This window comes from Pedobacter sp. WC2423 (assembly GCF_040822065.1).
Lineage (GTDB): Bacteria > Bacteroidota > Bacteroidia > Sphingobacteriales > Sphingobacteriaceae > Pedobacter.
In genome coordinates, this window is record NZ_CP162005.1 from 5753781 (window position 1) to 5776356 (window position 22576).

The 22576-nt window shown below is 39.4% G+C and carries 27 protein-coding genes; 15 read left to right on the plus strand and 12 right to left on the minus strand.

Annotated elements, in window-relative coordinates; all coding sequences use genetic code 11:
• Window positions 1-7 precede the first annotated feature (7 nt).
• Window positions 8-1369, plus strand: a complete 1362-nt coding sequence (locus AB3G38_RS24190) for a voltage-gated chloride channel family protein (protein ID WP_367866260.1) — start codon at window positions 8-10, stop codon at window positions 1367-1369.
• 23 nt (window positions 1370-1392) lie between these two features.
• On the opposite strand, the gene AB3G38_RS24195 is transcribed toward AB3G38_RS24190, so the two are convergent.
• Window positions 1393-1731 carry a helix-turn-helix domain-containing protein gene (locus tag AB3G38_RS24195; protein WP_367866261.1) on the minus strand — a complete coding sequence of 113 codons (339 nt, stop codon included), beginning with the start codon at window positions 1729-1731 and terminating at the stop codon, window positions 1393-1395.
• Window positions 1732-1998: 267 nt separating this feature from the next.
• Between AB3G38_RS24195 and AB3G38_RS24200 the strand changes: the two genes are divergently transcribed.
• From AB3G38_RS24200 to AB3G38_RS24210, 3 genes are all read left to right on the plus strand, one after another.
• The gene (locus tag AB3G38_RS24200; protein ID WP_367866262.1) at window positions 1999-2595 is read left to right on the plus strand and encodes an HPP family protein; all 597 of its coding nucleotides are present in this window, start codon (window positions 1999-2001) and stop codon (window positions 2593-2595) included.
• 15 nt (window positions 2596-2610) lie between these two features.
• Window positions 2611-3186: a Crp/Fnr family transcriptional regulator gene (locus tag AB3G38_RS24205; RefSeq protein WP_367866263.1), complete on the plus strand. Its 576-nt coding sequence runs from the start codon at window positions 2611-2613 to the stop codon at window positions 3184-3186.
• 107 nt (window positions 3187-3293) lie between these two features.
• The gene (locus tag AB3G38_RS24210) at window positions 3294-3737 is read left to right on the plus strand and encodes a carboxymuconolactone decarboxylase family protein (RefSeq protein ID WP_367866264.1); all 444 of its coding nucleotides are present in this window, start codon (window positions 3294-3296) and stop codon (window positions 3735-3737) included.
• 67 nt (window positions 3738-3804) lie between these two features.
• On the opposite strand, the gene AB3G38_RS24215 is transcribed toward AB3G38_RS24210, so the two are convergent.
• Window positions 3805-4680 carry an NAD(P)H-binding protein gene (locus AB3G38_RS24215; protein WP_367866265.1) on the minus strand — a complete coding sequence of 292 codons (876 nt, stop codon included), beginning with the start codon at window positions 4678-4680 and terminating at the stop codon, window positions 3805-3807.
• A gap of 81 nt (window positions 4681-4761) precedes the next feature.
• Between AB3G38_RS24215 and AB3G38_RS24220 the strand changes: the two genes are divergently transcribed.
• On the plus strand, window positions 4762-5124 hold the full coding sequence (locus AB3G38_RS24220; RefSeq protein WP_367866266.1) for a winged helix-turn-helix transcriptional regulator: 363 nt from the start codon (window positions 4762-4764) through the stop codon (window positions 5122-5124).
• Window positions 5125-5140: 16 nt separating this feature from the next.
• Here AB3G38_RS24220 and AB3G38_RS24225 read toward each other — a convergent pair whose 3' ends face one another.
• Both AB3G38_RS24225 and AB3G38_RS24230 read right to left on the minus strand, forming a co-directional pair.
• Entirely contained in the window at window positions 5141-5953 is an 813-nt protein-coding gene (locus AB3G38_RS24225; protein ID WP_367866267.1) for an oxidoreductase, read from the minus strand.
• A 99-nt stretch (window positions 5954-6052) separates the two neighbouring features.
• Entirely contained in the window at window positions 6053-6805 is a 753-nt protein-coding gene (locus AB3G38_RS24230; RefSeq protein ID WP_367866268.1) for an adenylate/guanylate cyclase domain-containing protein, read from the minus strand.
• 250 nt (window positions 6806-7055) lie between these two features.
• Here AB3G38_RS24230 and AB3G38_RS24235 point away from each other — a divergent pair, with 250 nt between their 5' ends.
• Both AB3G38_RS24235 and AB3G38_RS24240 read left to right on the plus strand, forming a co-directional pair.
• The gene (locus AB3G38_RS24235; RefSeq protein WP_367866269.1) at window positions 7056-7910 is read left to right on the plus strand and encodes a helix-turn-helix domain-containing protein; all 855 of its coding nucleotides are present in this window, start codon (window positions 7056-7058) and stop codon (window positions 7908-7910) included.
• A gap of 70 nt (window positions 7911-7980) precedes the next feature.
• Entirely contained in the window at window positions 7981-8997 is a 1017-nt protein-coding gene (locus AB3G38_RS24240) for a class I fructose-bisphosphate aldolase (RefSeq protein WP_367866270.1), read from the plus strand.
• A gap of 135 nt (window positions 8998-9132) precedes the next feature.
• On the opposite strand, the gene AB3G38_RS24245 is transcribed toward AB3G38_RS24240, so the two are convergent.
• The 6 genes from AB3G38_RS24245 to AB3G38_RS24270 are packed head-to-tail and all read right to left on the minus strand — an operon-like array spanning window position 9133 to window position 15043.
• Window positions 9133-9534, minus strand: coding sequence for a hypothetical protein (locus AB3G38_RS24245; RefSeq protein ID WP_367866271.1), 402 nt, complete (start codon window positions 9532-9534; stop codon window positions 9133-9135).
• A 9-nt stretch (window positions 9535-9543) separates the two neighbouring features.
• A complete protein-coding gene (locus AB3G38_RS24250) occupies window positions 9544-9969 on the minus strand; it encodes a response regulator (RefSeq protein WP_367866272.1) in 426 nt (141 codons plus the stop codon).
• Window positions 9959-11038, minus strand: coding sequence for a hybrid sensor histidine kinase/response regulator (locus AB3G38_RS24255; protein WP_367866273.1), 1080 nt, complete (start codon window positions 11036-11038; stop codon window positions 9959-9961). Before AB3G38_RS24255 ends, AB3G38_RS24250 begins: the two co-directional genes overlap by 11 nt.
• A gap of 1 nt (window position 11039) precedes the next feature.
• On the minus strand, window positions 11040-13196 hold the full coding sequence (locus AB3G38_RS24260; RefSeq protein WP_367866274.1) for a 7TM diverse intracellular signaling domain-containing protein: 2157 nt from the start codon (window positions 13194-13196) through the stop codon (window positions 11040-11042).
• Complete coding sequence (locus tag AB3G38_RS24265; protein ID WP_367866275.1) at window positions 13183-13890, minus strand: hypothetical protein; 708 nt, start codon at window positions 13888-13890, stop codon at window positions 13183-13185. Before AB3G38_RS24265 ends, AB3G38_RS24260 begins: the two co-directional genes overlap by 14 nt.
• Entirely contained in the window at window positions 13877-15043 is a 1167-nt protein-coding gene (locus tag AB3G38_RS24270) for a ThiF family adenylyltransferase (RefSeq protein ID WP_367866276.1), read from the minus strand. The genes AB3G38_RS24265 and AB3G38_RS24270 overlap by 14 nt, the downstream gene beginning before the upstream one ends.
• 128 nt (window positions 15044-15171) lie before the next feature.
• Here AB3G38_RS24270 and AB3G38_RS24275 point away from each other — a divergent pair, with 128 nt between their 5' ends.
• Window positions 15172-15639 (plus strand): response regulator, encoded by a 468-nt coding sequence (locus AB3G38_RS24275; protein ID WP_068401605.1) that lies wholly within the window; start codon window positions 15172-15174, stop codon window positions 15637-15639.
• 104 nt (window positions 15640-15743) lie between these two features.
• On the opposite strand, the gene rpoN is transcribed toward AB3G38_RS24275, so the two are convergent.
• Window positions 15744-17216, minus strand: a complete 1473-nt coding sequence (rpoN, locus tag AB3G38_RS24280; RefSeq protein WP_367866277.1) for an RNA polymerase factor sigma-54 — start codon at window positions 17214-17216, stop codon at window positions 15744-15746.
• A 173-nt stretch (window positions 17217-17389) separates the two neighbouring features.
• Here rpoN and mscL point away from each other — a divergent pair, with 173 nt between their 5' ends.
• Window positions 17390-17839 carry a large conductance mechanosensitive channel protein MscL gene (gene mscL / locus AB3G38_RS24285; protein ID WP_367866278.1) on the plus strand — a complete coding sequence of 150 codons (450 nt, stop codon included), beginning with the start codon at window positions 17390-17392 and terminating at the stop codon, window positions 17837-17839.
• Window positions 17840-17920: 81 nt separating this feature from the next.
• Here the strand turns inward: mscL and AB3G38_RS24290 are convergent, their stop codons facing one another.
• Window positions 17921-18775 (minus strand): ChaN family lipoprotein, encoded by an 855-nt coding sequence (locus tag AB3G38_RS24290; protein ID WP_367866279.1) that lies wholly within the window; start codon window positions 18773-18775, stop codon window positions 17921-17923.
• 147 nt (window positions 18776-18922) lie between these two features.
• Between AB3G38_RS24290 and AB3G38_RS24295 the strand changes: the two genes are divergently transcribed.
• From AB3G38_RS24295 to yidD, 6 genes are all read left to right on the plus strand, one after another.
• Entirely contained in the window at window positions 18923-19762 is an 840-nt protein-coding gene (locus AB3G38_RS24295) for a DUF5668 domain-containing protein (RefSeq protein ID WP_367866280.1), read from the plus strand.
• A 10-nt stretch (window positions 19763-19772) separates the two neighbouring features.
• Entirely contained in the window at window positions 19773-20816 is a 1044-nt protein-coding gene (locus AB3G38_RS24300; RefSeq protein ID WP_367866281.1) for a sensor histidine kinase, read from the plus strand.
• Window positions 20813-21547, plus strand: a complete 735-nt coding sequence (locus AB3G38_RS24305) for a LytR/AlgR family response regulator transcription factor (protein WP_367866282.1) — start codon at window positions 20813-20815, stop codon at window positions 21545-21547. Before AB3G38_RS24300 ends, AB3G38_RS24305 begins: the two co-directional genes overlap by 4 nt.
• Window positions 21548-21681: 134 nt before the next feature.
• On the plus strand, window positions 21682-21840 hold the full coding sequence (gene rpmH / locus AB3G38_RS24310; RefSeq protein ID WP_083251894.1) for a 50S ribosomal protein L34: 159 nt from the start codon (window positions 21682-21684) through the stop codon (window positions 21838-21840).
• Window positions 21841-21902: 62 nt separating this feature from the next.
• On the plus strand, window positions 21903-22355 hold the full coding sequence (locus tag AB3G38_RS24315; protein ID WP_367866283.1) for a ribonuclease P protein component: 453 nt from the start codon (window positions 21903-21905) through the stop codon (window positions 22353-22355).
• Window positions 22342-22572 carry a membrane protein insertion efficiency factor YidD gene (gene yidD / locus AB3G38_RS24320; RefSeq protein ID WP_367866284.1) on the plus strand — a complete coding sequence of 77 codons (231 nt, stop codon included), beginning with the start codon at window positions 22342-22344 and terminating at the stop codon, window positions 22570-22572. The genes AB3G38_RS24315 and yidD overlap by 14 nt, the downstream gene beginning before the upstream one ends.
• Window positions 22573-22576: the final 4 nt, after the last annotated feature.

Sequence of the window (22576 nt, forward strand, 5' to 3'; positions counted from 1 at the left end):
GGTATATATGAAAACTTTGAACCATCTGATCCGCTGGACACTTTTAATTCTTCCTGTTGCCATTACTATTGGTACTGTAGTCGCTTTTTTTCTCTGGTTACTTTCTGCTGTAATACAGCTGCGATTTGAGCATAAATGGCTGCTGTTTTTATTGCCGGTAGCAGGCGTTGTGATCCATCTGATTTATCAGTCTGCCGGTAAATCTTCTGAAAGAGGAAATAACCTGATTATGGATGAAATTCATAAACCCGGCGGTGGTGTGCCCTGGCCTATGGCCCCGGTTATTTTAACCACAACAATTATTACCCATCTTTTTGGCGGTTCAGCTGGAAGAGAAGGTACAGCAGTACAAATTGGAGGGAGTATTGCTGCGGTTTTCGGGAAATGGTTTAAACTGAATGAGCAGGAGACCAAAATGGTCTTAACTGCCGGGATTGCTGCCGGATTCGGAGCAGTCTTTGGAACTCCGGTTACCGGGGCAATTTTTGCTTTGGAAGTACTGACTTTGGGAAGAATTAAATATGATGCGTTGTTTCCGGCATTGATTGCCAGCATAATTGCAGACCTTACTGTTTCTGCCTGGCAGATTCATCACACTGCCTACCATATTGCAGTTTTACCTCAAACCGCTTACTTTTTATCTGATTATCTGCCCATTGATCTTTTCCTGCTGAGTAAGGTTATTGTGGCATCAATTGCATTCGGGCTGGCCAGTTACTTGTTCTCTTTTACTGTTCACGGAGTTAAACGGGTCTTTTCCAGATTTTTTACTATAAGCTGGTTTATTCCGATAGCGGGCGGCCTCCTGCTTATTGGCCTGACTTACCTGATCGGTAAACCTGATTACCTAAGTTTGGGGGTGGATGCTGAATACCCTGGAGCAATCACTATTCCCTCTGCATTTATTCAGGGTGGCGCTGATACCTGGAGCTGGCTTTGGAAAACAGTTTATACAACTTTGACTTTGGGAACTGGATTTAAAGGGGGGGAGGTTACCCCTTTATTTTATATCGGTGCAACACTGGGGAATACACTTTCAGGATTGCTGCATGCTCCGGTCAGTTTATTTGCGGCCCTTGGCTTTATTGCTGTTTTTGCAGGAGCTACGAATACTCCGCTAGCCTGTACCATGATGGGAATTGAATTATTTGGTAGTGAGTATGCCCTGTTTTTTGCGGTCGCTTGTTTTACGGCTTACTTCTTTAGCGGTCATGCTGGAATTTACAGCGCACAACGAACTGGTATCACTGAAATAAGGGATGATTTCCATTCTAATGAATCAGTAAACAAGCCGAAAGATAGTTATCTGGCCCAAAAAATGTCGAGGTATAAAATACGCCTGAAACAAATTAACACCCATAAATCTTAATAAAATAATAATTATTCCGGCCTTTAATATCCTTTGCAAATTTCATAAAGATCAATTATCTTTTTTTGCAGCTGATTAATTTCATCCTCTCTCAGCATAAGTTTTGCTCTTATTGCACCTGCTTCCTGATATGCTGCCGAAGGCATATACTTTTCATCCGGGGAAAGGAGTTCCACCAGGCTGACACCAAATATTTCGGAGATCTGTATCAACCGGGTTATATTAATATCAGTCATGCCGGTTTCAATTTTAGAAATTGCAGGAACCGAAAGTTTAAGTTTCTCTGCCAGGAAACCCTGGTTCCAGCCCTTCTGCCGCCGGAGGTATTGAATTTTTTTGCTGACAATCTGCGTCTCTATCATGTGTTTGTTTGAATACTAGAAGGGAAATTACAAATTATTTAATAAAAAATATAATAAATTAATATTAATTTTTTAATTACCTTATTTAAAAGAAAAATTATTATTAACTATCGGAGTTAAGATCCTGCAATGAATCATTTATTTTAATGATAATCTCACTGGCCATTTTCTTTAACGCATTATAAAATAATACCGGAGTTTTCTGACTCCGCTATTATTTTATATGCAGTTGTTTCCTCCCAAAAGGTTTATTTTTGCCGCAGATTTATGAAACATAAAATAAGAAGGCACGTCAGGAAAGCGAAATATATCTTTTATAAAGAAACACTAATCGATTTCAGAGAGCACCTATGGACTTTTATAGGGGCATTTTTGGGCATAGCAATTATTGGATTCATCAACAGTAAATACTTCACTGCCTACGAGAACCTTTTTATGATCGGTTCTTTTGGTGCTTCCTCTGTACTGATTTACGGGATCATTAACAGTCCTTTGGCGCAGCCACGCAACTTAATTGGCGGGCATGTACTCAGTGCAATTGCAGGCGTGACCATGCATAAGCTGATTCCCGGAGAAGTCTGGTTAAGTTCTGCCCTGGCGGTTTCACTCTCTATTGTCGTGATGCAGATCACTAAAACCCTTCATCCTCCGGGCGGGGCAACGGCACTGATTGCGACTACCGGAACAGCTAAAATTAATGCGCTAGGTTATTTCTACGTACTGAGCCCGATATTTACAGGAGTACTGATCCTGTTTATTGTTGCTGTTATTTGTAACAATGCGACTCCTCACCGCAGTTATCCAGCCAATAAAAACTGGTATAAATTCTGGAGAGGGAAACACCGGAACCCAAAGGCATTATAAATTTATTGTATCAAGATGTATCAGGAGCTTTTAGACCATATCAAAAAGTACGTACAGTTAAGTCCCCGGCAGCAGCAGCAATTTTGTGAAAAGCTGGAACTCAAAAAACTGAAGAAAAAAGAGTTTTTACTTGAACCTGGCAAACTGTGTAAAGGGAATTATTTTATCATTAAAGGATGCGTGCGTCAATTTCTGATCAATCAGAAACTCAATGAACAAATTATCCATTTTGGTATTGAAAACTGGTGGATTGCAGATCAGGACAGTTTGCTGAACAATCAGCCCTCTGCTTGTTATATTCAGGCTATAGAAGAAACTGAATTGCTCTTGCTGCAGGAGAAAGACCGGATCAGTCTGTTTAAAGAGATCCCGTTTTTAGAAACCTATTTCAGGATCATGATGCAGAAATCATTTGTTGCCGCTCAGCGCAGAATAGGCTTCATTTTTAATCAGACTGAAGAAGAGCGTTACCGGCATTTTTCTAAACTCTATCCTGGTTTCGTTCAGCGGGTCCCTCAATACATGCTGGCTTCCTATCTTGGCTTTACTCCACAATTTTTAAGCCGCCTGCGCGCTAAAAAGGAATGGTAATTTCTTAACTGCAGTTCATTTTTTTGAGCTCCTGCATTCCTGATCTTTGTTTTAACCTTTTTAACTATCAACTTTTATCAAAAAGGATCATCTCAAAAAACAAAGACATGAGCAACAGAAGTAAAATCAACGAAGTACAACCAGCAGGATATCGTGCCATACTGGCCCTTGAAAAATACATGGAAAGCACAAGCCTGACCGCTATTCACAGAGAGCTGATCAAAATCAGAGCTTCTCAAATTAACGGATGTGCTTTTTGCATAGACATGCATACGCAGGATGCACGTAAAGCAGGGGAGACAGAACAACGGATTTATGCACTTTCGGCATGGCGCGATACTCCATTTTTTGATGAAAAGGAGCGTGCTTTATTAGCATTGACCGAAGAAGTGACTTTAATTAGTAACCACGTATCTGATGAAACCTATAAAAATGCAGCAAGTGTTTTTGATCCTGTGTACCTGGCTGACATCATCCTGGCTATCATTACGATTAATGCATGGAACAGAATCGCGATTACAACCGGATTAGAACCCACATTGCGGTCTTAATACTATAAAAATGGCAAAGGTGCTGTAGTACCTTTGCCATTTTATTGCTGATTAATATAGCTGCAGCTTAGAAAGCTGCCGCAAACTCTTTGGCAAAGTCTTCCAGTTTGATGGCTGAGAATTCAGGTTGATTCACCTTAAAATCTTCCCATAAAACACCGCTATTGATGGCATTTCCCATTTCTACATAATTCCTGGCCAATTCTACAGGTAAACCAGCCTGGATCATTCCATCATAAGCTTGTTCATCTGTAAATTCAACCCATTTTAAATCAGGTTTTCCTATTGCTGTACCTAATATCTTTGCTACTGCTGCTGGTGTACGCACATCACTGGTTACATAACGAATACTTTTGCCTGTAAATAGCTGCTGTATTTCTTCTGCTACGGCCAGTGCAATATCTTTTGGATGAACCATCACTAATTCAGTAGCTTCTCCATAATTACCTCCAATAATACCTGCATGTCTGATCATATCGGCACTGCCATATAAGTTGACATAAAAATAAGCAGGACGCATATGTTTGACTGAAACACCTTCCAGGTCATTAAATATTTGCTCTATATCATGCAAACCTTTGATCGGGCCTGTTCCTGCTGATAAATGCGCACCGATACTACTAAGATTGACCACTTGCGTCACTCCGGATGCACGGATTGCTGCGGCATAATTCTGACCAACTGTATTCATGAAGCTTCTGAAATCAGTTGCTGCATAATTTGTCGGGCACATGGTATAAATTGCATCTGCACCTGTAAAAGCCCTGGTTAAAAAATCGGTATCATCTACTGATCCGATAGCCGCTGCAGCGCCCAGATCTTCAATTGCTTTTATCTTATCTGCATTGCTGCTGATTACAGTTACCTGGTGACCAGCACTAACCAATATTCCTGCTAAGGGTTTGCTTATATTTCCTAAAGAACCTGTTATTGTAATTTTCATATGTTTAATCTTTTAATATTGACAAGACAAAGGTATATTTGTACTTACTTTTTTACAAGTACTTACCCCAAAGTATGTATCATGACCAAAATTAAAGAAAGTTCAAGTATTAACCTGAATAAAGAATTAGCCGCACTGACCTGTCCGGTAACCTATGTGATGAATAAAATTGGTGGTCACTGGAAACCGATTATTATTTATCAGCTCAGAGCACAGTCTAAACGTTACAGTGAATTAAGAAAAGCAATCCCTATCATTACTGAAAAGATGCTGATTCAGAGTTTAAAACAACTGGAAGCTGATAACCTCGTGATCAGGAAAGCCGAACCGGTAGTCCCTCCTTTTGTTACTTATACTTTGAGTCCTTCAGGTAAAGAATTAGTCCCTTTAATGAATTTGATGGCCGAATGGGCTATTCAGGACAGCGGCAGAACAGTAGTTTAATTCGTATCGGTTCAGGTTATTTAATCTGACTCATCGTCAGCTGATCAAATATACGGTCTGGCAATAATTTTCTCAGCAGCAGGCTTGGAGCAGCCATATAACCGCCGGAATATCTGAATTTAGGTTTCCTGGCCTCGATTGCTTTCAATATCAATTTGGCAATCACGATAGGTTCGGCAGATTTATGCTCCAGGGTTACACTCAGGTTAACGAATTTCTGAGCCATAGGCTGATAAAGATCCTGACCCGATACCTTCATTAAATTAGTCATAGCTACCTCAGCCCATTCCGATTTGACACCCCCGGGTTCGATCACAATCACGTCAATCCCAAAAGGTTTCAACTCATTGCGCATGCTGTCACTTAAACCTTCTAAAGCAAATTTACTGGCATGGTACCAGCCACCAAGCGGTAAAGCAAACTTTCCGCCAACAGAAGAAATATTGAGGATTTTTCCATACTTGTTTTCCCGCATCAAAGGGATCACCAGCTGGCTTAATCTGGCTACGCCAAATACATTGACCTCCATCTGGTATCTTGCATTCTGAATCGGAACATCTTCTACAGCCCCATAAGAACCAAAACCAGCGTTATTGATCAGGATGTCGATTCTGCCTTCAGCCTTGATAATCTCATTCACACCCTTAACCATAGCATCTTCATCAGTTACATCCATTTGCAGTACTCTGGCGCCCAGGCTGGCTATATCTTTCATGTTTTCTACTCTGCGCGCTGCACCGTAAACCGTGTATCCCCGCTGTAAAAGTAGTTTTACTGTTTCTTTACCCATCCCGGCCGACGCGCCGGTAATTAATACCACTTTATTCATGATCTTTTTTTATACAACAAATCTGCACATAAACCGGAGGAGTAAATTTGCTGTACAGCTCAAATTTAATTGTTGTAAAGCTCAGATAAAAGAATTTAATTAACCGGATATTCCAAGGTAATAATTCAGATCCATATCATCAATATGGTTTTCAGCATGAAATGTATTTCCCATTAACATCACATTCATGGCAGCAGTAACTCCCCTGAGCTGGACAGCTCTGATTTCCGCATCCTTAGGATCGGTCAGCAGCCCGTAAGTACTTTCAGAAATGATCAGGTTATTGTTGAGTCCTTTGGTTTCTCCTTGTAAACGCGAAGCGATATTTACCGGCAGGCCCATTACAGTCATCTGCTCTTTATTGACCAGGTCATACTGGCCCACTACAACCTGACCATGGTGTACGCCAATACCAACCTCATAACTCAGGTTAAAATAGGGCTGTGCATAAGAAGCATTAAAAACATCTACATCACGTAATAGGGCATAAGCAGCATTAACCGAAGACTGTACTGCTTTTCTGATCGTTGTATCCAGTCCAAAAACTGCATAAATGCGATCTCCATTGGTTTCAATAATCCGGCCCCCGGCCCCGGTAATAGAGCGGTTAAATAAAACAAACAGTTTTCTGATCATAAAAATGACTTCATATGAAGATCTGATCTCCATAGCAGCTGTGAAATTGCGGATATCAAGAAATAAAAGAGCCAGTTCATGCTCTTCTCCGGGCGCAGTATAAATCTCTTTCATTTTATCGGGTGATTTACACACAATAGTCTGGTCAGTAAGGCGTGTACATGAAATCTGATGTGTCGGGAGGGTAGATGGAATGTAGTTATTCTGAGTTTTCACAAGGTCATCTTTAAATGGTGGGTTTACATTTATTTCTGATTGTAAATTTAAGGAGATCCTGTGTGCTGAGCCTACGAGAATCAAACCAATAATTGCGAAATTCAAACGTTTTATGAATGTATTTACCTGGGATAATAAATAAGCAGGGTATTCCTGATTTCTTTAAATTTGTTAAGACAAACTCAGGCCTGCCAGCATTCTTAAGATGGTAAGAAAACAAAATTGCGATGGAAGACTAAACAGTAAATATATGGAAGACTCAACAATAGACGGAGAATTTTATGAAGTTCAGGCACCTTTAAGTGACGTGGTCAGTCATTTTTATCATTTGCATACCTCAGCCGCTGCTGAAGTGGTTTTAAAACATCTTTCTCCCAATTTTGATATGTTGATGCTGTTCAATTTTGGTGCGCCAATCCGTTATTCATTTAATGACGCGATGTTAAGTACGAAGCCAATTGAACGGGTAGCTGTGATCGGCCCGCTCAAAAAGATGCTGAATTATGAATTACAACCTTCAACAGATGCGATAGTTGTAAATTTTACCCTGAATGGTTTTTACCGGTTGTTTCAAATTCCTGTGAATGAATTATCAACAGATGAAATAATAGACCCTGATATATTAATTGATAAGACTTGTTTTGCAGACCTCTGGGAGCAGTTGGCTGCATTGGGAAACACTACTGACAGAATTCAGCTGATCGAAGCTTACGCCGCTTCTTTTATAGCCGAAAATGAATCGTCTGCTATTCCTTTGTTAAGCGGACTGGCTTATTTCCAGGATCCGGCTGTACAGCCTGTCAAAGCTATTGCAGCAAATGCTGCTTTATCAGTGAGAACGATACAACAGCGTTTTCAAAAATTTACAGGTTATTCTCCTAAAGAAATCCTCCGTTTTATGCGTTTCAAGGAAGTGATCGCTCAGCTTGTCAACCAAAAAGAAAAAGAAATTGATCTCTTTGAACTGATCGAAACACATGGTTATCATGATCAGAGTCATTTGATTAAAGACTTTAATCATTTTTTAGGAACTACACCCCGGAAATTTCTCAAAAATATAGCCGGTAAAGGCTTTTGTATCACCAGACCGGGCAAACACTATTAGCGCAAACAATTGTATTTGTCAAATTGTTCTTTGGTTGAGCCTGATCAGATCAGGATCCGCAGCAATAATTATGGAGCATATAACCACACAACTGATCAGCACTGCAAAAGCTATGGTTGCCGATTTCAAAGGTCTCGTAGCTATAGATGAAAGTGTTGCTACACTTAATAAACGTTTTGAACTTGCTGGTATACCGCAAACCGAAGCCTTCAGAAGAGCCTATCGCGAAGTATTAATTACTACGCCGGGAATAGGGGATTATATCAACGGTGCCATATTATTTGATGAAACTGTGCATCAGCAAACCCTTTCGGGAGTTCCATTTCTGGAGGAACTTAAAAAAGCAGGAGTGATCCCTGGTATCAAACTGGATGAAGGTACCGAAGATCTGGCGGGTTTTCCTAAAGAAAAAGTGACCAGAGGGCTGGATGATTTGCAGGAAAGACTGACCATTTATGCCGCATTGGGGCTCAGATTCGCTAAATGGAGAGGAGTGATCCTGATTGATGGTGAACTGCCTTCAGATGCCTGTATAGTCAGTAACACACATGCCCTTGCCCGTTATGCCGCTGCCTGTCAGCGCGCTGGGATCGTACCCATCGTAGAACCGGAAGTGATTATGGATGGTAACCATACCATCGAACGCTGCGCAGTGGTCACTGAAAAAGTATTGCGTTCTTTATTTCAGGAACTGTACCTGCTTAAAGTAGAACTGGGCGGACTGATTTTGAAACCTAATATGATTCTTGCGGGTAAAGATGCCCCTGATAAAGCCAATTCAGCTTTAGTAGCGAAATTAACAGTCAACTGTTTACGTAACGCTGTACCCGCTACAGTTGCTGGAATCGCCTTCCTTTCTGGTGGTCAGGATCCGCTGACTGCTTCACAAAATCTAAATGAAATTAACTCAGTTTATAAAGCTGTATTACCATGGCCGGTTACATATTCTTTTTCCAGGGCCTTACATCAGCCTGCTTTAGAAATATGGAAAGGTAAACAAGAGAATATAAAAGCTGCACAGGCTTCTTTTCTGGAATTGGCGAAAGCTAACCATGAAGCAAGGAAAGGAATTTTAAGTCGTAACTAATTGTTTTTGAGGAATTCAGTAGTTGGGTATAATATTCCTCAATGTGAATTCTTTATTCCACAATTTTTTGATATAAAAAAATCCCGGAGTTCTCAATTCTCCGGGATTTTCTGTTAATATAGGAGTATATCCGGATTATTGGATTTTAATTTTGAAACTATCAGTTTTGGGAGCTCCTGCATCTACAGCAGTCAGCTCATTGGAAACCGTTCTTCCGTAGGAATCCATGACGATCAATCTGATCATTTGTTTTTTTGGAGATTGTATAGTTGTTTTTAGTTCAAAATCAGATACATAGCTAAATTTAACGTCTTCGCTATTCTTAATGCCAACCTTATATTGATCGTTGATAACCGTGTAATCTAGCATACAATCTGCACACTCTACTCTGATTACCCCATCCTTGGCAAACAATACATTAGACAAAGGGTCAAGGCCGGAATCTTTCTTACAGCTTGTAAAAGCAAGAGAAAGACAGAAAAATGTAAAGATGATTTTAAACCTGTTCATACTTATAGCAGGCATTAATAATGCCATAAACGGTATTTATTTGCTGACAGGAAAGTATGCCTTGTATAATTCTTCCAGGTGTGCAGGGTAAAGTGGTTTTTTCAGGAGTTTGATGACATAAGGGTTCGCTTCTGCCTTACGGATATCACCAAAATCAAGCGTAGAAGAAAGCATAGCAACCACACAGTTTTCTTTGAGTTCGGGAGGGAAGCGTTTATAGTTTTCCAGAAATTCAAAACCGTCCATTTCGGGCATCTGGATATCCAAAAGGATTAGATTTGGTAATTTATCCAGTTGATTGGAATGCGTATTGAAATAACTGAGCGCTTCTTCTCCAGATTGGCACTGAATGATTTCGCTGAATAATTTAGAGATAAAAATGATCTTTGAATTGATCTTCAGGTCAATGATATTATCATCGATCAGCATCACTTTTATTGCGCTCTCGGGTTTATTTGGCATTGGGAATAGTAATTTTGAACGTCGTACCATGATTCACAGAGGAACTGACAGATATTTTTCCGTCAATCTTGTTTAAAGCTTCCTTGACTATAAACAATCCCAAACCACTTCCTTTGTTATTTTTTGTTTTAAAGAACTGCGTAAATATCTTTTCCAGATGTTCGTTGAGAATACCCAGTCCATTATCAGTAATTGATATTTCGGCAGATAGCAAATTTGCTTCTATGGAAATATCCACCACCTTATGATGTCCGCTTTCTTTATGATATTTGATCGCATTAGAAATCAGGTTACCCAAAATCACCTCGATCCGGAACGAATCCCCTATAAATGGATGTGTCTGATTAATATTCAGGTTAAACTGCGTATCTCTTTCGCTGTAAGCATACAGGTCAATCATTTCGTCTACCAGTGTCTTGAAGTTGATGTCTGAATTTTCAGAGATGTTCTTATTGTTTTTATAGTACTGAAGTGTTTTCTGTATATAATAATCCAGTTTATTAGAACAGGATTCTATCAATTCCCAGTATTCCCCGCTAGAATTATAAAGTCCCTCCATTTTCACCAGGTTTACAATACCAATGACCGAAACCAGGGGAGCCCTTAATTCGTGAGAGATACTATAGATAAAGCGGTTCAGCTCATCGTTTGTCTTTTCCAGTTCTTTAATCTTATTTCTCAGATCAATTTTAGACTTATAAGCATCATGTGCATTTTTGATAGAATTATGCAATTCCAGATCATTCCATGGCTTAGTGATATATCGGTAAATATCACCATGGTTAATCGCATCTGCTAATGCAGCAATATCAGTATAACCAGTCAAAAGTATGCGGATAGGATCCGGATAGGTATGTGCTATACTCTTAAAGAATTCTACACCTGTAGTTTCAGGCATCTTTTGATCAGCAATAATCACTTCTACCGGAAGGTTCTCTAATACCTTTAAACCTTCGGCTGCGGATATTGCTGTGTAAATCTCATATTGTCTCCTAAAACTTGCTTTGAAGGCGAGGAGGTTGTTCTCTTCATCGTCAATATATAAAACTTTAACAGGCGAGCGAGTCATATTATTGTATGTTTAAAGGCAAGGTAATAATAAATTCTGTACCTAGATTCACTTTTGTGACAACATCTATATGGCCTTTATGTTTTTCTATGATACTGAAAACAATAGACAGGCCTAAACCTGTTCCTTCCCCAACTTGTTTTGTAGTGAAAAAAGGTTCAAATATTTTCTGTTTGATTTCATCGGTCATTCCAGACCCGGTATCTTTAATACTGATAACCACATGATCAGGTATCGAAGAAGTCGTGATATAAATATACTCTTCTTCTGCCGGATTTTCTTTGACCTTTAACGCATGCAGCGCATTAGTAATCAGATTCATAAAAACCTGGTTTATTTTACCAGGCAAGCATTCCACCAGTGGGATGGGCTGCAGGTCTTTAATAATTTTGATAGATGAAGGAACCGTGCTCCGGAGTAAAACCAAGGTAGATTCTATACCTTCATTTAAGTCTACAGGTTTGGTATCATTCTCATCGAGTCTGCTGAAATTTTTCAGGCTTCTGATAATTTCTGCCGTTCTTTTTGCCCCTTCTCCAATTCCGGAAAGCAAAGAATTAATTTCCGTTTTGATAAAATCAATATCAATTTGTTTTTTAAACCTGTCAATAGCTGAGATTTGTTCCCTGATATCCTGGTCAGGATCGATTTCTTCATATTTCTGTATCACATCGTACAGATCATTAATATCCAGTCCGAGTGGTTTGATATTGGAAGTTACAAAATTAATAGGATTGTTGATCTCATGGGCAATTCCAGCAGTCAGCTGACCCAGACCAGCCATCTTTTCGGCATCCACTAATTGTGACTGTGCTTCTTTTAATTCTTTCAGCGTCAGGTTTAAAGTAAGATTCGAATTCTGTAATTCTTCTGTACGTTTATTCACCTGAATTTCCAGTTCGATGTTTTGTTCACGGATCAGTCTTTCATTCTCTTTAGAGATTCTTAGTGCTTGTTCCTGAGATTGCTCTTTATCTTTCCGGTAAACATTTATTTTATCTGCCAGTGCGAACGAAAGTAAGGTGATTTGTATCACAGAGCCAATTTCTAAAATATAAGAAGTAAAGAGATTGTACTCAACCAGGTTGAAATTTCTTAAAACAAAGATGACCACACACAATAAAAAGATCGTATAGGCGACCAAAAAGAACAGGGCAGGGCGGGAACCTTTTCTCCGGATTACATTGGCCACATACAAGAAATAAAGTGACCCAAATAAAGCCAGGGTCTGCAAAGACTTGATGCTGATGGTATGCGCACCTGAAATCCAGGCGACAAGCGCTATAAAGTAGAAAAAGACAAACAGGTCAATTCCGATATGCAGTTTTGGTGTGTATACTTTTGTTTGTAAAAATCTTTTTAAGAACAGTGCTGTCGTAATACCTGAGAAAAATGGAACCAGAAAAGAACTGTTTATGGCCAGCCATGGACTATCCGGCCATAGGAATTTAAATGCATAACCCTGAAAAGTGGCCTGCGTTAAACCCACAAAGAAGATATAGAAGATGTAATAAATATAACTTGGATCTTTTACCGTAAAGGATATAAACAGGTTATACAAAATCATGATAATGATAATTCCGGCATAGATCCCAAACAGGATATTCTTGCTGTTATCATTGACCAGTACTACTTTGGGTGTGCCTAAAGAAATAGGCAACTGGATCTGGTCTGTAGAACTAACACTGATGTAAAAGGTTTCTTTTTTATTTCTGGCCATGTTAACCGGAAATATATAGTTCGGATTATCGACTAACCTGGCATGAAAGGCTTTAAACTTTCCTAATTTTGAAGAGGCATAAAGCTTATGGTTATCCAGTCTGTACAAGGTAATACTATCAATTGCCGGCTGTGCGACAACGAGCATTAAATTTTCTGCAAGACTTTGATTATCTACTGTAAATTTTATCCATATTTTATCTGAAGTGATACCCAGATTAGGGACTCTCTGATTGAGATATTCGAATTTGCGGCCGATAACCTCCTGGATAGTTAATGATTTTGCAGGATCTCTGAAAATGGATATACCATTTTCAATCTTTAAAATGTTGTTTTCGTTTTTAAAGACAAGCGTACTGTCCTGTGTCGCTGAATAGGTGAGAACGGCACTGCATAGCAGTGCTATTGTTAAAAATAGTATTTTTTTAAACAGGATCATGCAGATTTGGGATGTCTAAATTATATTCTAACTGGTACATACCTTTTGGGCCTCTTTCTTCAAAAAGCTGATGCGGATTGTCACGCAGGGAAAGAATTTTTTCACGTTCTGAATCATCGGCATTACTCAAATCAAATGGATTTCTTAACCGCATTGCAGTGGCCACAAGGTCATCTTTAGGATAGTAAAACAAACCATTGTTACCTAATGAGGTTTCGATCACGCAGCCTACTCTTTTTCCCATTCTAACTGTAACAGGGGCACATAATACAAATAAGCTTACGATAGGCAGTTTTGCAGCAAGCACAGAACCTACTCTGGCCAGCACGTGGCTTCCAATACCCATACCAGCAACTTCTCTTGAGTTCCATAACCCACATAATTCACAGGTTCCACCACGGTCTTCATCCGCATTGATCATGTCATATATTTTCGGATCGTATTTACCAATTGCAGAGGCAATAGGCAATTCATACTGAGCTGTTTGAATCTGGATCCTTGCACCTCCGTACACAAATTTAGTTTCTTTATCTTCCACTAAGATGACCATGGTCTTTGGATCCTCTACCCAATCCTGTTTGTTTGAAGTAATCTGGGTGATGCCATAAAGTTCAAGTAAGCGTTTGTGGCCGACAATAAATTTTGAGCAGGCTTCCGGATCGTCCGGAGCTCTGAATGTTCTAATGTGTATCATTGTCTCCGTTTATATTAGTGATTGTATTCAACTCATCAGTAAACAATTCGTCGAAGTCAACAAAGTACCTTCCTGATGTGCTAAATTGATTAAGCAATATGCGACGACTGATGTCTGTAACCATAGCTCCACCCAAAGTTACTGCCGAAGCAAGTTGCGGCCAGCCAACAATAGTTTTGTTCATCTCCCCAACCGATTTCATCATGGCCGGAGATAAATTCTCAAAACCTATGATTTTTCCGAGGTACCCTATTTTTTCAGGAATAGTCAGTTTATTTAACATTTCTGTAAGCTGATCTGCGCTTAATGCTTCCAGCTCGGCTACTTTTCCATGGAAAATTGGTCTTTCCGGCTCCAGGTCGAAACGTTCTACATCCAGCATTCCTTTGTCATTGGTATCCATGACTACCGGAATTCCCAATGCCTTAGCTTTGATACGGGCAAGGATTTTGATGTCAATCCCATCACATTCTTCTACCAGGATATCCAGTTTCCCGTTTCCGGTAAAAAACTCATCAATAGTATCCAGCGTGATACCTTCGGTAAAACAGATAACATTGATGAATGGATCAAGCTCAGCAATCTGTCTGGCTGCTACAATGGATTTGTTTAAACCAAGGTCCTGTACATTTACCTTGATTCTGTTCATATTGCTCAACTCAATTTCATCGAAATCGGCCAGGCGGAGTTCTCCGCAGGTCCGTTCCATAGCCAATGTTAAAGCAATGCTCTGTCCTACAGATAAACCAATAATTCCTATCTTTTTTTGCTTCAGGACCTGGATCTCTTCAGGTGTGATTTTATACACATTCCTGCTTGTTCTCACCTGTGCAAATTCCTGTTCATCAAGTGTATGTACCAATTTATTTGACCATGGATAATATACCCATACACCGTATTGGTCTGCATCAGTTTTCAGGTGTGCTGCAACCAGTGCCGCAGATTGATCCGGAGTTAATTTTTGCTGCGGATTATTCAGTCTAATGAGTTCTGCAAGCTGGCTTAAAATGGTGTCATAAATAAGCAGGGCAGGGTTACTGGCGATTAAGTTTTTAAGCTTTTCTCCTTCCTCCGGATTGATTAATCTGAAATAAACCGGGCGGTATATCATGGAATGGTCAGGAGCATTAACACTAGAATTAATCTTATCCATTTTTGCTTTATTGTGTGAGCTTTTGTGTAAAATTGATCAATTATTATTTAGAAATAATTTTTATCCGAAATTAGTTTTTTAGAATTTATAAAAGCAATATATTTAACAAAAAAATCCAATAAATAACAATGAATTCCGACACCCCAATTAATGTGCTTTATGTGGATGATGAAGTTCATAATCTTAATTCTTTTAAAGCCGGCTTTAGAAGGAAATTCAACATTTTTACGGCTGAATCTGCTGTGGAGGGACGGAAGGTATTAGAAACTGAACTTATTCATGTAATTATAACCGATCAACGCATGCCGGTTACCACTGGTATCGAATTTCTGGAATCAATAATTCCGGATTTTCCCGATCCGATCCGAATATTGCTGACCGGTTATGCGGATATCAACGCAGTAATTGATGCCATCAACAAAGGTCAGGTTTATAAATATATTCAAAAACCATGGATGGACGAAGATCTGAGGATCAACATCGAAAAGGCGTATGAAATTTATGCGCTGAGGAAAGAAAATAAAGAGCTTACCGAAGCTTTGCTGGTTGCCAATAAACAACTGGAATTCCTGCTTAGACAAAACTTACTTTCTTAAGTCAGTATAAAGCAAAAAGGTATAGGCAAATGCACGTGCCTTTTTGCTTTTAATCACCAATCATCAGCCAGCGGGCACAAGCCTGCCTGGCACTGCACACCGGCCTAAAGTTCTTTTCTCAATCTGGCTACAGGAATATTCATTTGCTCTCTGTATTTCGCAACTGTTCTGCGGGCAATATTATAACCTTGTTCTTTTAGGATTTCGGTTAGTTTCTCATCTGCCAGTGGCTTGCGTTTATCTTCATTACCGATACAGTCTTCCAGAATTTTCTTTACTTCTTTATTCGATACTTCTTCACCGCTTTCAGTCTGAATAGCTTCCGAGAAAAAAGACTTCAACAAGAAAGTCCCGAATTCTGTTTGTACATATTTAGAGTTTGCTACCCTTGACACAGTAGAAATATCCATATCAATTTTATCAGCAATATCTTTCAGGATCATCGGACGCATTTTACGTTCATCACCTGTCAGCAAATATTCATACTGATATTGCATAATGGCATTCATTGTTTTTAACAAAGTTTGCTGACGTTGTTTAATGGCATCAATAAACCATTTCGCTGAATCCAGTTTCTGCTTCACAAATTGTACAGCCTCTTTTAGTTTTTTGTCCTTTTGCGCAGCTTTGTCGTAATGCTGGAACATGTCTATGTAAGAACGGCTCACTCTTAACTCCGGTGCATTTTTTGAGTTTAAAGTCAAAATAAGAACAGCGTCATTGTTCGAAATATGGAAATCAGGGATAACTTGCAATTGCTTGGTTGTCACCTGGTTTGAGTCTCCTGGTTTCGGGTTTAGCCGAAGGATTTCTGCAATAATTTCCTTTAAATCTTCACTGTTTAAGCCTAATGACTTTTCAAGTTTGTCGTAATGTTTTCTGGTAAATTCATCCAGGTAATTTTCTACGATCATGATCGCTTTCTGGATAATAGGATTGTGCGGATCTTTTCTGCGCAATTGTAAAGTCAGGCATTCCTGTAAATCTCTGGCTGCAATTCCCGGAGGATCGAAGCTCTGAATTACTTTCAGCATTTCCAGTACGTCTTCTTCTTCGACCATTGCATTCTGTGAAAAAGCAAGATCATCAATCATGGAAGTAATTGGTCTGCGCAGATAACCGTCGTCGTCTAAACTGCCGATAATCTGTTTACCAATAATAAAGTCCTGATCTGATAAAGGAACTAAATCAAGCTGTTCCTGAAGACTTTCAAAAAAAGTACTCTCAATAGCTATCGGAGTTTCTTTCTTTTCCTCATCATCGTCATTGTTATTGTAAGAAGTGCTGTAATCATTGCCGCCATCATCCTGTAAATAATCATCTACATTAAATTCATCAGTACTTTCTTCCTTTGAACCCCCGTCAAAATCATCAGGAGAATCATTCAAATCATCATATTCACTTTTAGGTTCCTCCGCGATCATTAAACTTGGGTCTTCGAGCGCCGGATTTTCTTCTAACTCTTCTTTTATTCTGGTATCAAGGGAAACAGTAGGCACCTGCAACAGTTTAATAAACTGAATTTGTTGAGGCGATAACTTTTGAAGTAATTTTTGTTGTAAATGTTGTTTAAGCATGTTTTGTAGAAAAGGTATTGTGACCCGTTTCAAAAATAAGCATTTGGTTTATATATCAACCATATTGTGGAACGAATATTGTGTTTGAATGTGTTTTTCAACAAAAAAGCTTTGTTTTCTTAATAAAGTTTATATTTTTATTAACAGTTGAACACCATGAAAAATTAAATACTATGAGTTTTGTAAAAGAATTTAAGGAATTTGCCATCAAAGGCAATGTAGTCGACCTGGCAGTCGGTGTGATTATTGGAGGGGCATTTGGTAAGATTGTAACCTCAATGGTTAATGATTTAATTATGCCTCCTATCAGCTTATTAATTGGTGATAAGGGCTTTGTAAACTATTATATTCCACTAAGCGATAAAGTGAGGGCATTTGTTGCTGCTAATCCTGCGGCCTCTCTGGAAGAGGCAAGAAAAGCAGGGCCTGTGTTTGCATGGGGAAATTTCGCCACAGAAGTGATTAACTTCGTGATTCTGGCCTTCATTATTTTTCTAATGGTAAAAGCGATCAATCAATTGAAACGTAAACAAGAGGAAGTTGTTGTAGCTGAGCCAGTTCCAACAAAAGAAGAAGTTTTGTTAGGCGAAATCAGAGACTTACTGAAAACCAGGAATATTTAAGTAATATCCAAAAGGAAAGGCTATCCTGTAAGCTTATGGGATGGCCTTTTTTTGTTTCAGCTACCCAACGTATTTATTTCGTTACTTACCTGTCAGAATGATATAATCTCCCAATTCTGCCTGTTTTGTCCAGTCTGGTTCTGTCGCACCCTGAGCTGCAAAACATGAAATATTGACCAGCGTTAAGTTCGGTGCGTATTTTTTAAGCTGCGCAAAAGCGCCCAGTTTTTCATCACTATGGAACCTTCCGTTCACCTGGAATATCTTTTTCTTTGGGTTTAACTTATGGTATTTAGCTATAGACCAGGCCATGGAAGCATCCCATAAATTTTGTGTCTGATAGATTTTCATCCCACCCATGTTATGTCCGCCAAGCGTGTTTACAAACTTTTCATAGTATCTCCCTGTTGCTGTATCAATAGGCAGTGGTGGTAAGAATTCTTTAGAAGCAGCAGGGAAATCATTCAGCTTATTTAACCCTGACAAAGTAACTGCATTGCTATACCTGGTCGCTGCATTGGCGCCGATCACGTCTGCTTTATTTTCTTTCGCCAGCTCAATCAATGGCTTATAATCTTTATAATTGTTCCAGGCACGCGCCTCTTTGATGAAATTCTTTTCAGCAATTACACCGCTCAGATATTCATTAAGCACTGGTTGTACATCGGTCGGAAACATTTCTAAAGAAAGTGCTGTGCCTGGATAGGTCCGGAGCATTTTACTGAATAGCTGTGCTTCCAGTACATGTCCGGTTGAATCATTATGTTCCTCACCGAAAAACAGTACATCGACTTTTTTTATGTTTTTAATCAGCTGTTCTGCACTGATCGCTTTTCTCGTTTTTGTCTCAAATATCTGATAAGATTGATCATTATTCTGGGCAAATAAGGCTGCAGGGATCAGAACCCACGCAAACAGGAGGAGTTTCTTTTTCATATCTTTTAGTATCTCTCAAAGTAACGCATAATTGTTCACCGGCAAAAAAATGATGTTCACCGGGGTTTTACGGCTATAGGAATGATCCCTATTTAACAATGCATATTTACTCCTTAGTTTTGATCCTGATAAATGAACATTAAGGTTATGGAAAACTATAAATATAAAAACCGTTCTAACAGAGTATGGAGTGGTTTAATTCTGCTGATCATCGGCGCTGTCTTTTTACTGCGTAATTTTGGGATTAATGTACCTGACTGGGTATTCAGCTGGCCTACTTTATTAATCTTAATAGGTCTGGTGATTGGCTTTAAACGTAAATTTCATGGCGGAGGATGGCTGATTATGATACTGGTAGGTGGTTATTTTAACTTGCAGAACTTCATTGATTTTAACATGACGCAATATTATATCGGAGCCGGATTTATAATTTTGGGCTTGTTTGTGATCTTTAAACCTGTGAGCCCGCGCAAAAAAAGGTGGGAAAAGAGGTTTGAAGACTTCAAAAGAGCCGGTTGTACACCAGGTGCGTCAGGTCCATGGAATCATCCGGGGGGCTGGCAAACAGGCGCTGCCGGTCCGCAGACTGATCCAGCTGATCCTAACAATCAAACTTCAGATCCTTATGCCAGAACCCAGCCTGCCGAAAATGATTTTGTAGATTCTGTAAATGTATTTAGTGGCAGCAAACAACAAATCTATTCCAAGAATTTTAAAGGTGGTGAGGTGGTTTCTGTTTTCGGAGGATGTGAACTGGATCTGACACAGGCCGATTTTTCTGATCAGGTAGTTATTGAAGTTGTAGCCATATTTGGAGGAATTAAATTAATTATTCCGCCGGGATGGGTCGTGGAATCACAAGTGAGCCCAATATTCGGAGGGCTGGATGACAGCCGCACCATTAATCCGGTAAACAGCGAACCATTAAAAATAATTACAATAAAAGGAGTAGTTTTATTTGGTGGAGTGAGCATCAGTAATTTTTAAACCAGATATTTTGACCAGTAACCCTTTGTTAACTAAAAAAGCACAAAAAACCGCAGCCATACTCTTTGTAGCCTGGACAACTGCACTCGTTCTACTGTTTTTTTATACGCTAAATTTTAGCTGGGTGGTGTCAATTGCTGATAGTTTAATCACTAATACGCTTTTAGCACTCTGTTGTGGGGTGATTAGTATGGTACTGAGATTTTATCAGCCAAAGGATGAAATTGTATTGTTTGTCATCGTAATGGCTATTGCGCTCTCTGTATTGGTTACCTGGGCTTGCCGCTGCTTGTTAACTGGTATTTTTGTGCATGACCGTACTTATCTGATTTTTTTGAACTTATCACTGGTATTCAGGTTTATTGTCATCTTCGTTTTTCTGGCCTGGTGTGCATTTGTGAATGTATTATGGTACCGCCTGGAAGGGCAATCTGAAATGCAGGAACGTTTGTTTACGGCTCAGAATTTAGCGAAGGAAGCAGAGCTGAACAAACTCAGGCATCAGTTGCAACCCCATTTTTTGTTTAATAGCTTAAATTCTGTTTACGCGCTGACCATTGTAAATCCAAAAGAAGCCGGGACAATGATTACAAAATTAGCTTCTTTTTTAAGAGGTACCTTGAAAAGAGATGATGAAGTATGGGTTAGCGTGGCTGAAGAAATGGACTATATCCAATTGTACCTGGATATTGAAAAGGTGAGGTTCAGTCACCGCTTAAATCTTGATATTCAGATTGCTGAAAATACTTTAAACCTTTCCTTACCGGGTACATTACTACAGCCTATTGTGGAAAACGCTATCAAATTCGGACTGTACAATACCGCATCAGCGATCTTGATTTCTGTTTTGGTCACTTTAGAGAATAACCTGCTGGTGATCAGGGTAGAAAATCCTTATGACCCGGAAACGAAAGCTACTGACGGTACAGGCTTTGGACTCACTGCAATCCGCAGAAGGCTCTATTTGCTTTTTGCAGATAATACCTTACTGCAAACTTCCTCTACAGAGGATAATAAATATATAACTATGCTTAAAATACCACAGAAATTATGATCACAACGATATTGATTGATGATGAGCCGCTGGCGCGGGATATTGTAAAGCATTATCTGACAGGCTTCCCTGATATAGAGATTGTTGCGGAATGCAATGACGGTTTTGAAGGGCTCAAAGCAATTGCGGCTTTCCGTCCCGACTTTATCTTTCTGGATATACAGATGCCTAAAATCAATGGTTTTGAGATGCTGGAGCTGGTAGAGCATCCACCAGCAGTTATCTTTACGACTGCATTTGACGAATTTGCCATTAAAGCTTTTGAAGTTAATGCTGTCGATTATTTATTAAAACCGATTGAACAGGAGCGGTTTGAGCAGGCGATGCAAAGGCTTCCTGCAAAATTAAAGCAGCCGGAGCTTACCCGGAATTTATTCGAAACAGCCGCACAGAGCCCTTCGCAGCACAATAGGGTGGTGGTTAAAAATAATGGGGTGATCAAAATTATTGCAGTGACGGATATTCATTACCTCGAAGCTGATGACGACCATGTGAAATTAAGTACTACAGAAGGGATTTTTTATAAAAATAAGACCATGAGTTTTTTTGAAAAAACACTGGATAGTGAACAATTTATACGGATTCACCGCTCTTATCTGATTAATCTGGCGCAGGTCACTAAAATTGAATTGAAGGAAAAAGATAGTTATATCGTACTTTTGAAATCTGATATCTGGCTGCCTGTCAGCAAAACGGGCTATGTTAAGCTCAAGGCTGCCCTTGGTTTATAGAAATTTAAACACCTTTAACACAGCGATCACAAATAAAAATGAAAACATAGGCTGCATGTATTTGCATTTAAGAAAAAATCACATTATATTTGCACCTCTCAATTAAAAAATAATAGTTAAGATATCATACAGTTATGAAAAGAACATTCCAACCTTCGCAAAGAAAGAGAAGAAACAAACACGGCTTCCGCGAAAGAATGGCTACAGCAAACGGTAGAAGAGTATTAGCTTCTCGTCGTGCAAAAGGAAGAAGAAAATTATCAGTTTCTGACGAACGTCGTCACAAAGCATAATTTTGATTGCAGCACCTCTGGTGCTGGCAGATCATTTAGTCTGCAAATCTGCGATCAAAAACATGAAAAATTTTACCAAAGAAGAACGGTTATGCAGCAGGAAATTATTAGACCTGCTATTTAAGAACGGTTCTTCTTTTTTAGTATATCCCTTTCGGGTTTCCTATCTGTTTATACCGGAGAAAAATGCTTTCCCTGTACAGGTAGTGGTTAATGTATCTAAAAAGCGATTCAAGCGTGCGCATGACAGAAACCTGATCAAGCGCAGAACACGTGAAGCTTACCGTATACTTAAATCATCGGCTCTTTATCCCTTATTAAATCATCCGGATCAATTGTTATTGCTCTCTCTCCAATTTGTTGGAAAGGAACACTATGATTATGCCTTTTTTGAAAAGAAACTGGCTAATGCTTTAAAAAGACTGATCCTGACTGTTGACCCGCCTGCCAAAGCTGTAACTGCTGCTGCGGCTGAAAAACCAGTACCTTTAACTCCAGAAGATGAAACTGATTAAGCAAATCATCGGCTGGCTCTTTTTGGCACTGATCAGGTTTTATCAGCTGTTCTTATCTCCGTTACTGGGCGCAAGCTGTCGTTTTACGCCTACCTGCTCTCAATACGGAGTGGAAGCCATTAAAAAGCACGGGCCTTTTAAAGGTGGCTGGTTAACACTTAAACGGATCGGACGTTGCCATCCCTGGGGAAAACACGGACATGATCCTGTTCCTTAATCCA

What these genes read in the sequence shown, in the direction of transcription:
- AB3G38_RS24190 (WP_367866260.1), top strand. Translation starts at nt 8, where the DNA reads ATGAAAACTTTGAACCATCTGATCCGCTGGACACTTTTAATTCTTCCT.
- AB3G38_RS24195 (WP_367866261.1), bottom strand. Translation starts at nt 1,731, where the DNA reads ATGATAGAGACGCAGATTGTCAGCAAAAAAATTCAATACCTCCGGCGG.
- AB3G38_RS24200 (WP_367866262.1), top strand. Translation starts at nt 1,999, where the DNA reads ATGAAACATAAAATAAGAAGGCACGTCAGGAAAGCGAAATATATCTTT.
- AB3G38_RS24205 (WP_367866263.1), top strand. Translation starts at nt 2,611, where the DNA reads ATGTATCAGGAGCTTTTAGACCATATCAAAAAGTACGTACAGTTAAGT.
- AB3G38_RS24210 (WP_367866264.1), top strand. Translation starts at nt 3,294, where the DNA reads ATGAGCAACAGAAGTAAAATCAACGAAGTACAACCAGCAGGATATCGT.
- AB3G38_RS24215 (WP_367866265.1), bottom strand. Translation starts at nt 4,680, where the DNA reads ATGAAAATTACAATAACAGGTTCTTTAGGAAATATAAGCAAACCCTTA.
- AB3G38_RS24220 (WP_367866266.1), top strand. Translation starts at nt 4,762, where the DNA reads ATGACCAAAATTAAAGAAAGTTCAAGTATTAACCTGAATAAAGAATTA.
- AB3G38_RS24225 (WP_367866267.1), bottom strand. Translation starts at nt 5,953, where the DNA reads ATGAATAAAGTGGTATTAATTACCGGCGCGTCGGCCGGGATGGGTAAA.
- AB3G38_RS24235 (WP_367866269.1), top strand. Translation starts at nt 7,056, where the DNA reads ATGGAAGACTCAACAATAGACGGAGAATTTTATGAAGTTCAGGCACCT.
- AB3G38_RS24240 (WP_367866270.1), top strand. Translation starts at nt 7,981, where the DNA reads ATGGAGCATATAACCACACAACTGATCAGCACTGCAAAAGCTATGGTT.
- AB3G38_RS24245 (WP_367866271.1), bottom strand. Translation starts at nt 9,534, where the DNA reads ATGGCATTATTAATGCCTGCTATAAGTATGAACAGGTTTAAAATCATC.
- AB3G38_RS24250 (WP_367866272.1), bottom strand. Translation starts at nt 9,969, where the DNA reads ATGCCAAATAAACCCGAGAGCGCAATAAAAGTGATGCTGATCGATGAT.
- AB3G38_RS24255 (WP_367866273.1), bottom strand. Translation starts at nt 11,038, where the DNA reads ATGACTCGCTCGCCTGTTAAAGTTTTATATATTGACGATGAAGAGAAC.
- AB3G38_RS24260 (WP_367866274.1), bottom strand. Translation starts at nt 13,196, where the DNA reads ATGATCCTGTTTAAAAAAATACTATTTTTAACAATAGCACTGCTATGC.
- AB3G38_RS24265 (WP_367866275.1), bottom strand. Translation starts at nt 13,890, where the DNA reads ATGATACACATTAGAACATTCAGAGCTCCGGACGATCCGGAAGCCTGC.
- AB3G38_RS24270 (WP_367866276.1), bottom strand. Translation starts at nt 15,043, where the DNA reads ATGGATAAGATTAATTCTAGTGTTAATGCTCCTGACCATTCCATGATA.
- AB3G38_RS24275 (WP_068401605.1), top strand. Translation starts at nt 15,172, where the DNA reads ATGAATTCCGACACCCCAATTAATGTGCTTTATGTGGATGATGAAGTT.
- rpoN (WP_367866277.1), bottom strand. Translation starts at nt 17,216, where the DNA reads ATGCTTAAACAACATTTACAACAAAAATTACTTCAAAAGTTATCGCCT.
- mscL (WP_367866278.1), top strand. Translation starts at nt 17,390, where the DNA reads ATGAGTTTTGTAAAAGAATTTAAGGAATTTGCCATCAAAGGCAATGTA.
- AB3G38_RS24290 (WP_367866279.1), bottom strand. Translation starts at nt 18,775, where the DNA reads ATGAAAAAGAAACTCCTCCTGTTTGCGTGGGTTCTGATCCCTGCAGCC.
- AB3G38_RS24295 (WP_367866280.1), top strand. Translation starts at nt 18,923, where the DNA reads ATGGAAAACTATAAATATAAAAACCGTTCTAACAGAGTATGGAGTGGT.
- AB3G38_RS24305 (WP_367866282.1), top strand. Translation starts at nt 20,813, where the DNA reads ATGATCACAACGATATTGATTGATGATGAGCCGCTGGCGCGGGATATT.
- rpmH (WP_083251894.1), top strand. Translation starts at nt 21,682, where the DNA reads ATGAAAAGAACATTCCAACCTTCGCAAAGAAAGAGAAGAAACAAACAC.
- AB3G38_RS24315 (WP_367866283.1), top strand. Translation starts at nt 21,903, where the DNA reads ATGAAAAATTTTACCAAAGAAGAACGGTTATGCAGCAGGAAATTATTA.
- yidD (WP_367866284.1), top strand. Translation starts at nt 22,342, where the DNA reads ATGAAACTGATTAAGCAAATCATCGGCTGGCTCTTTTTGGCACTGATC.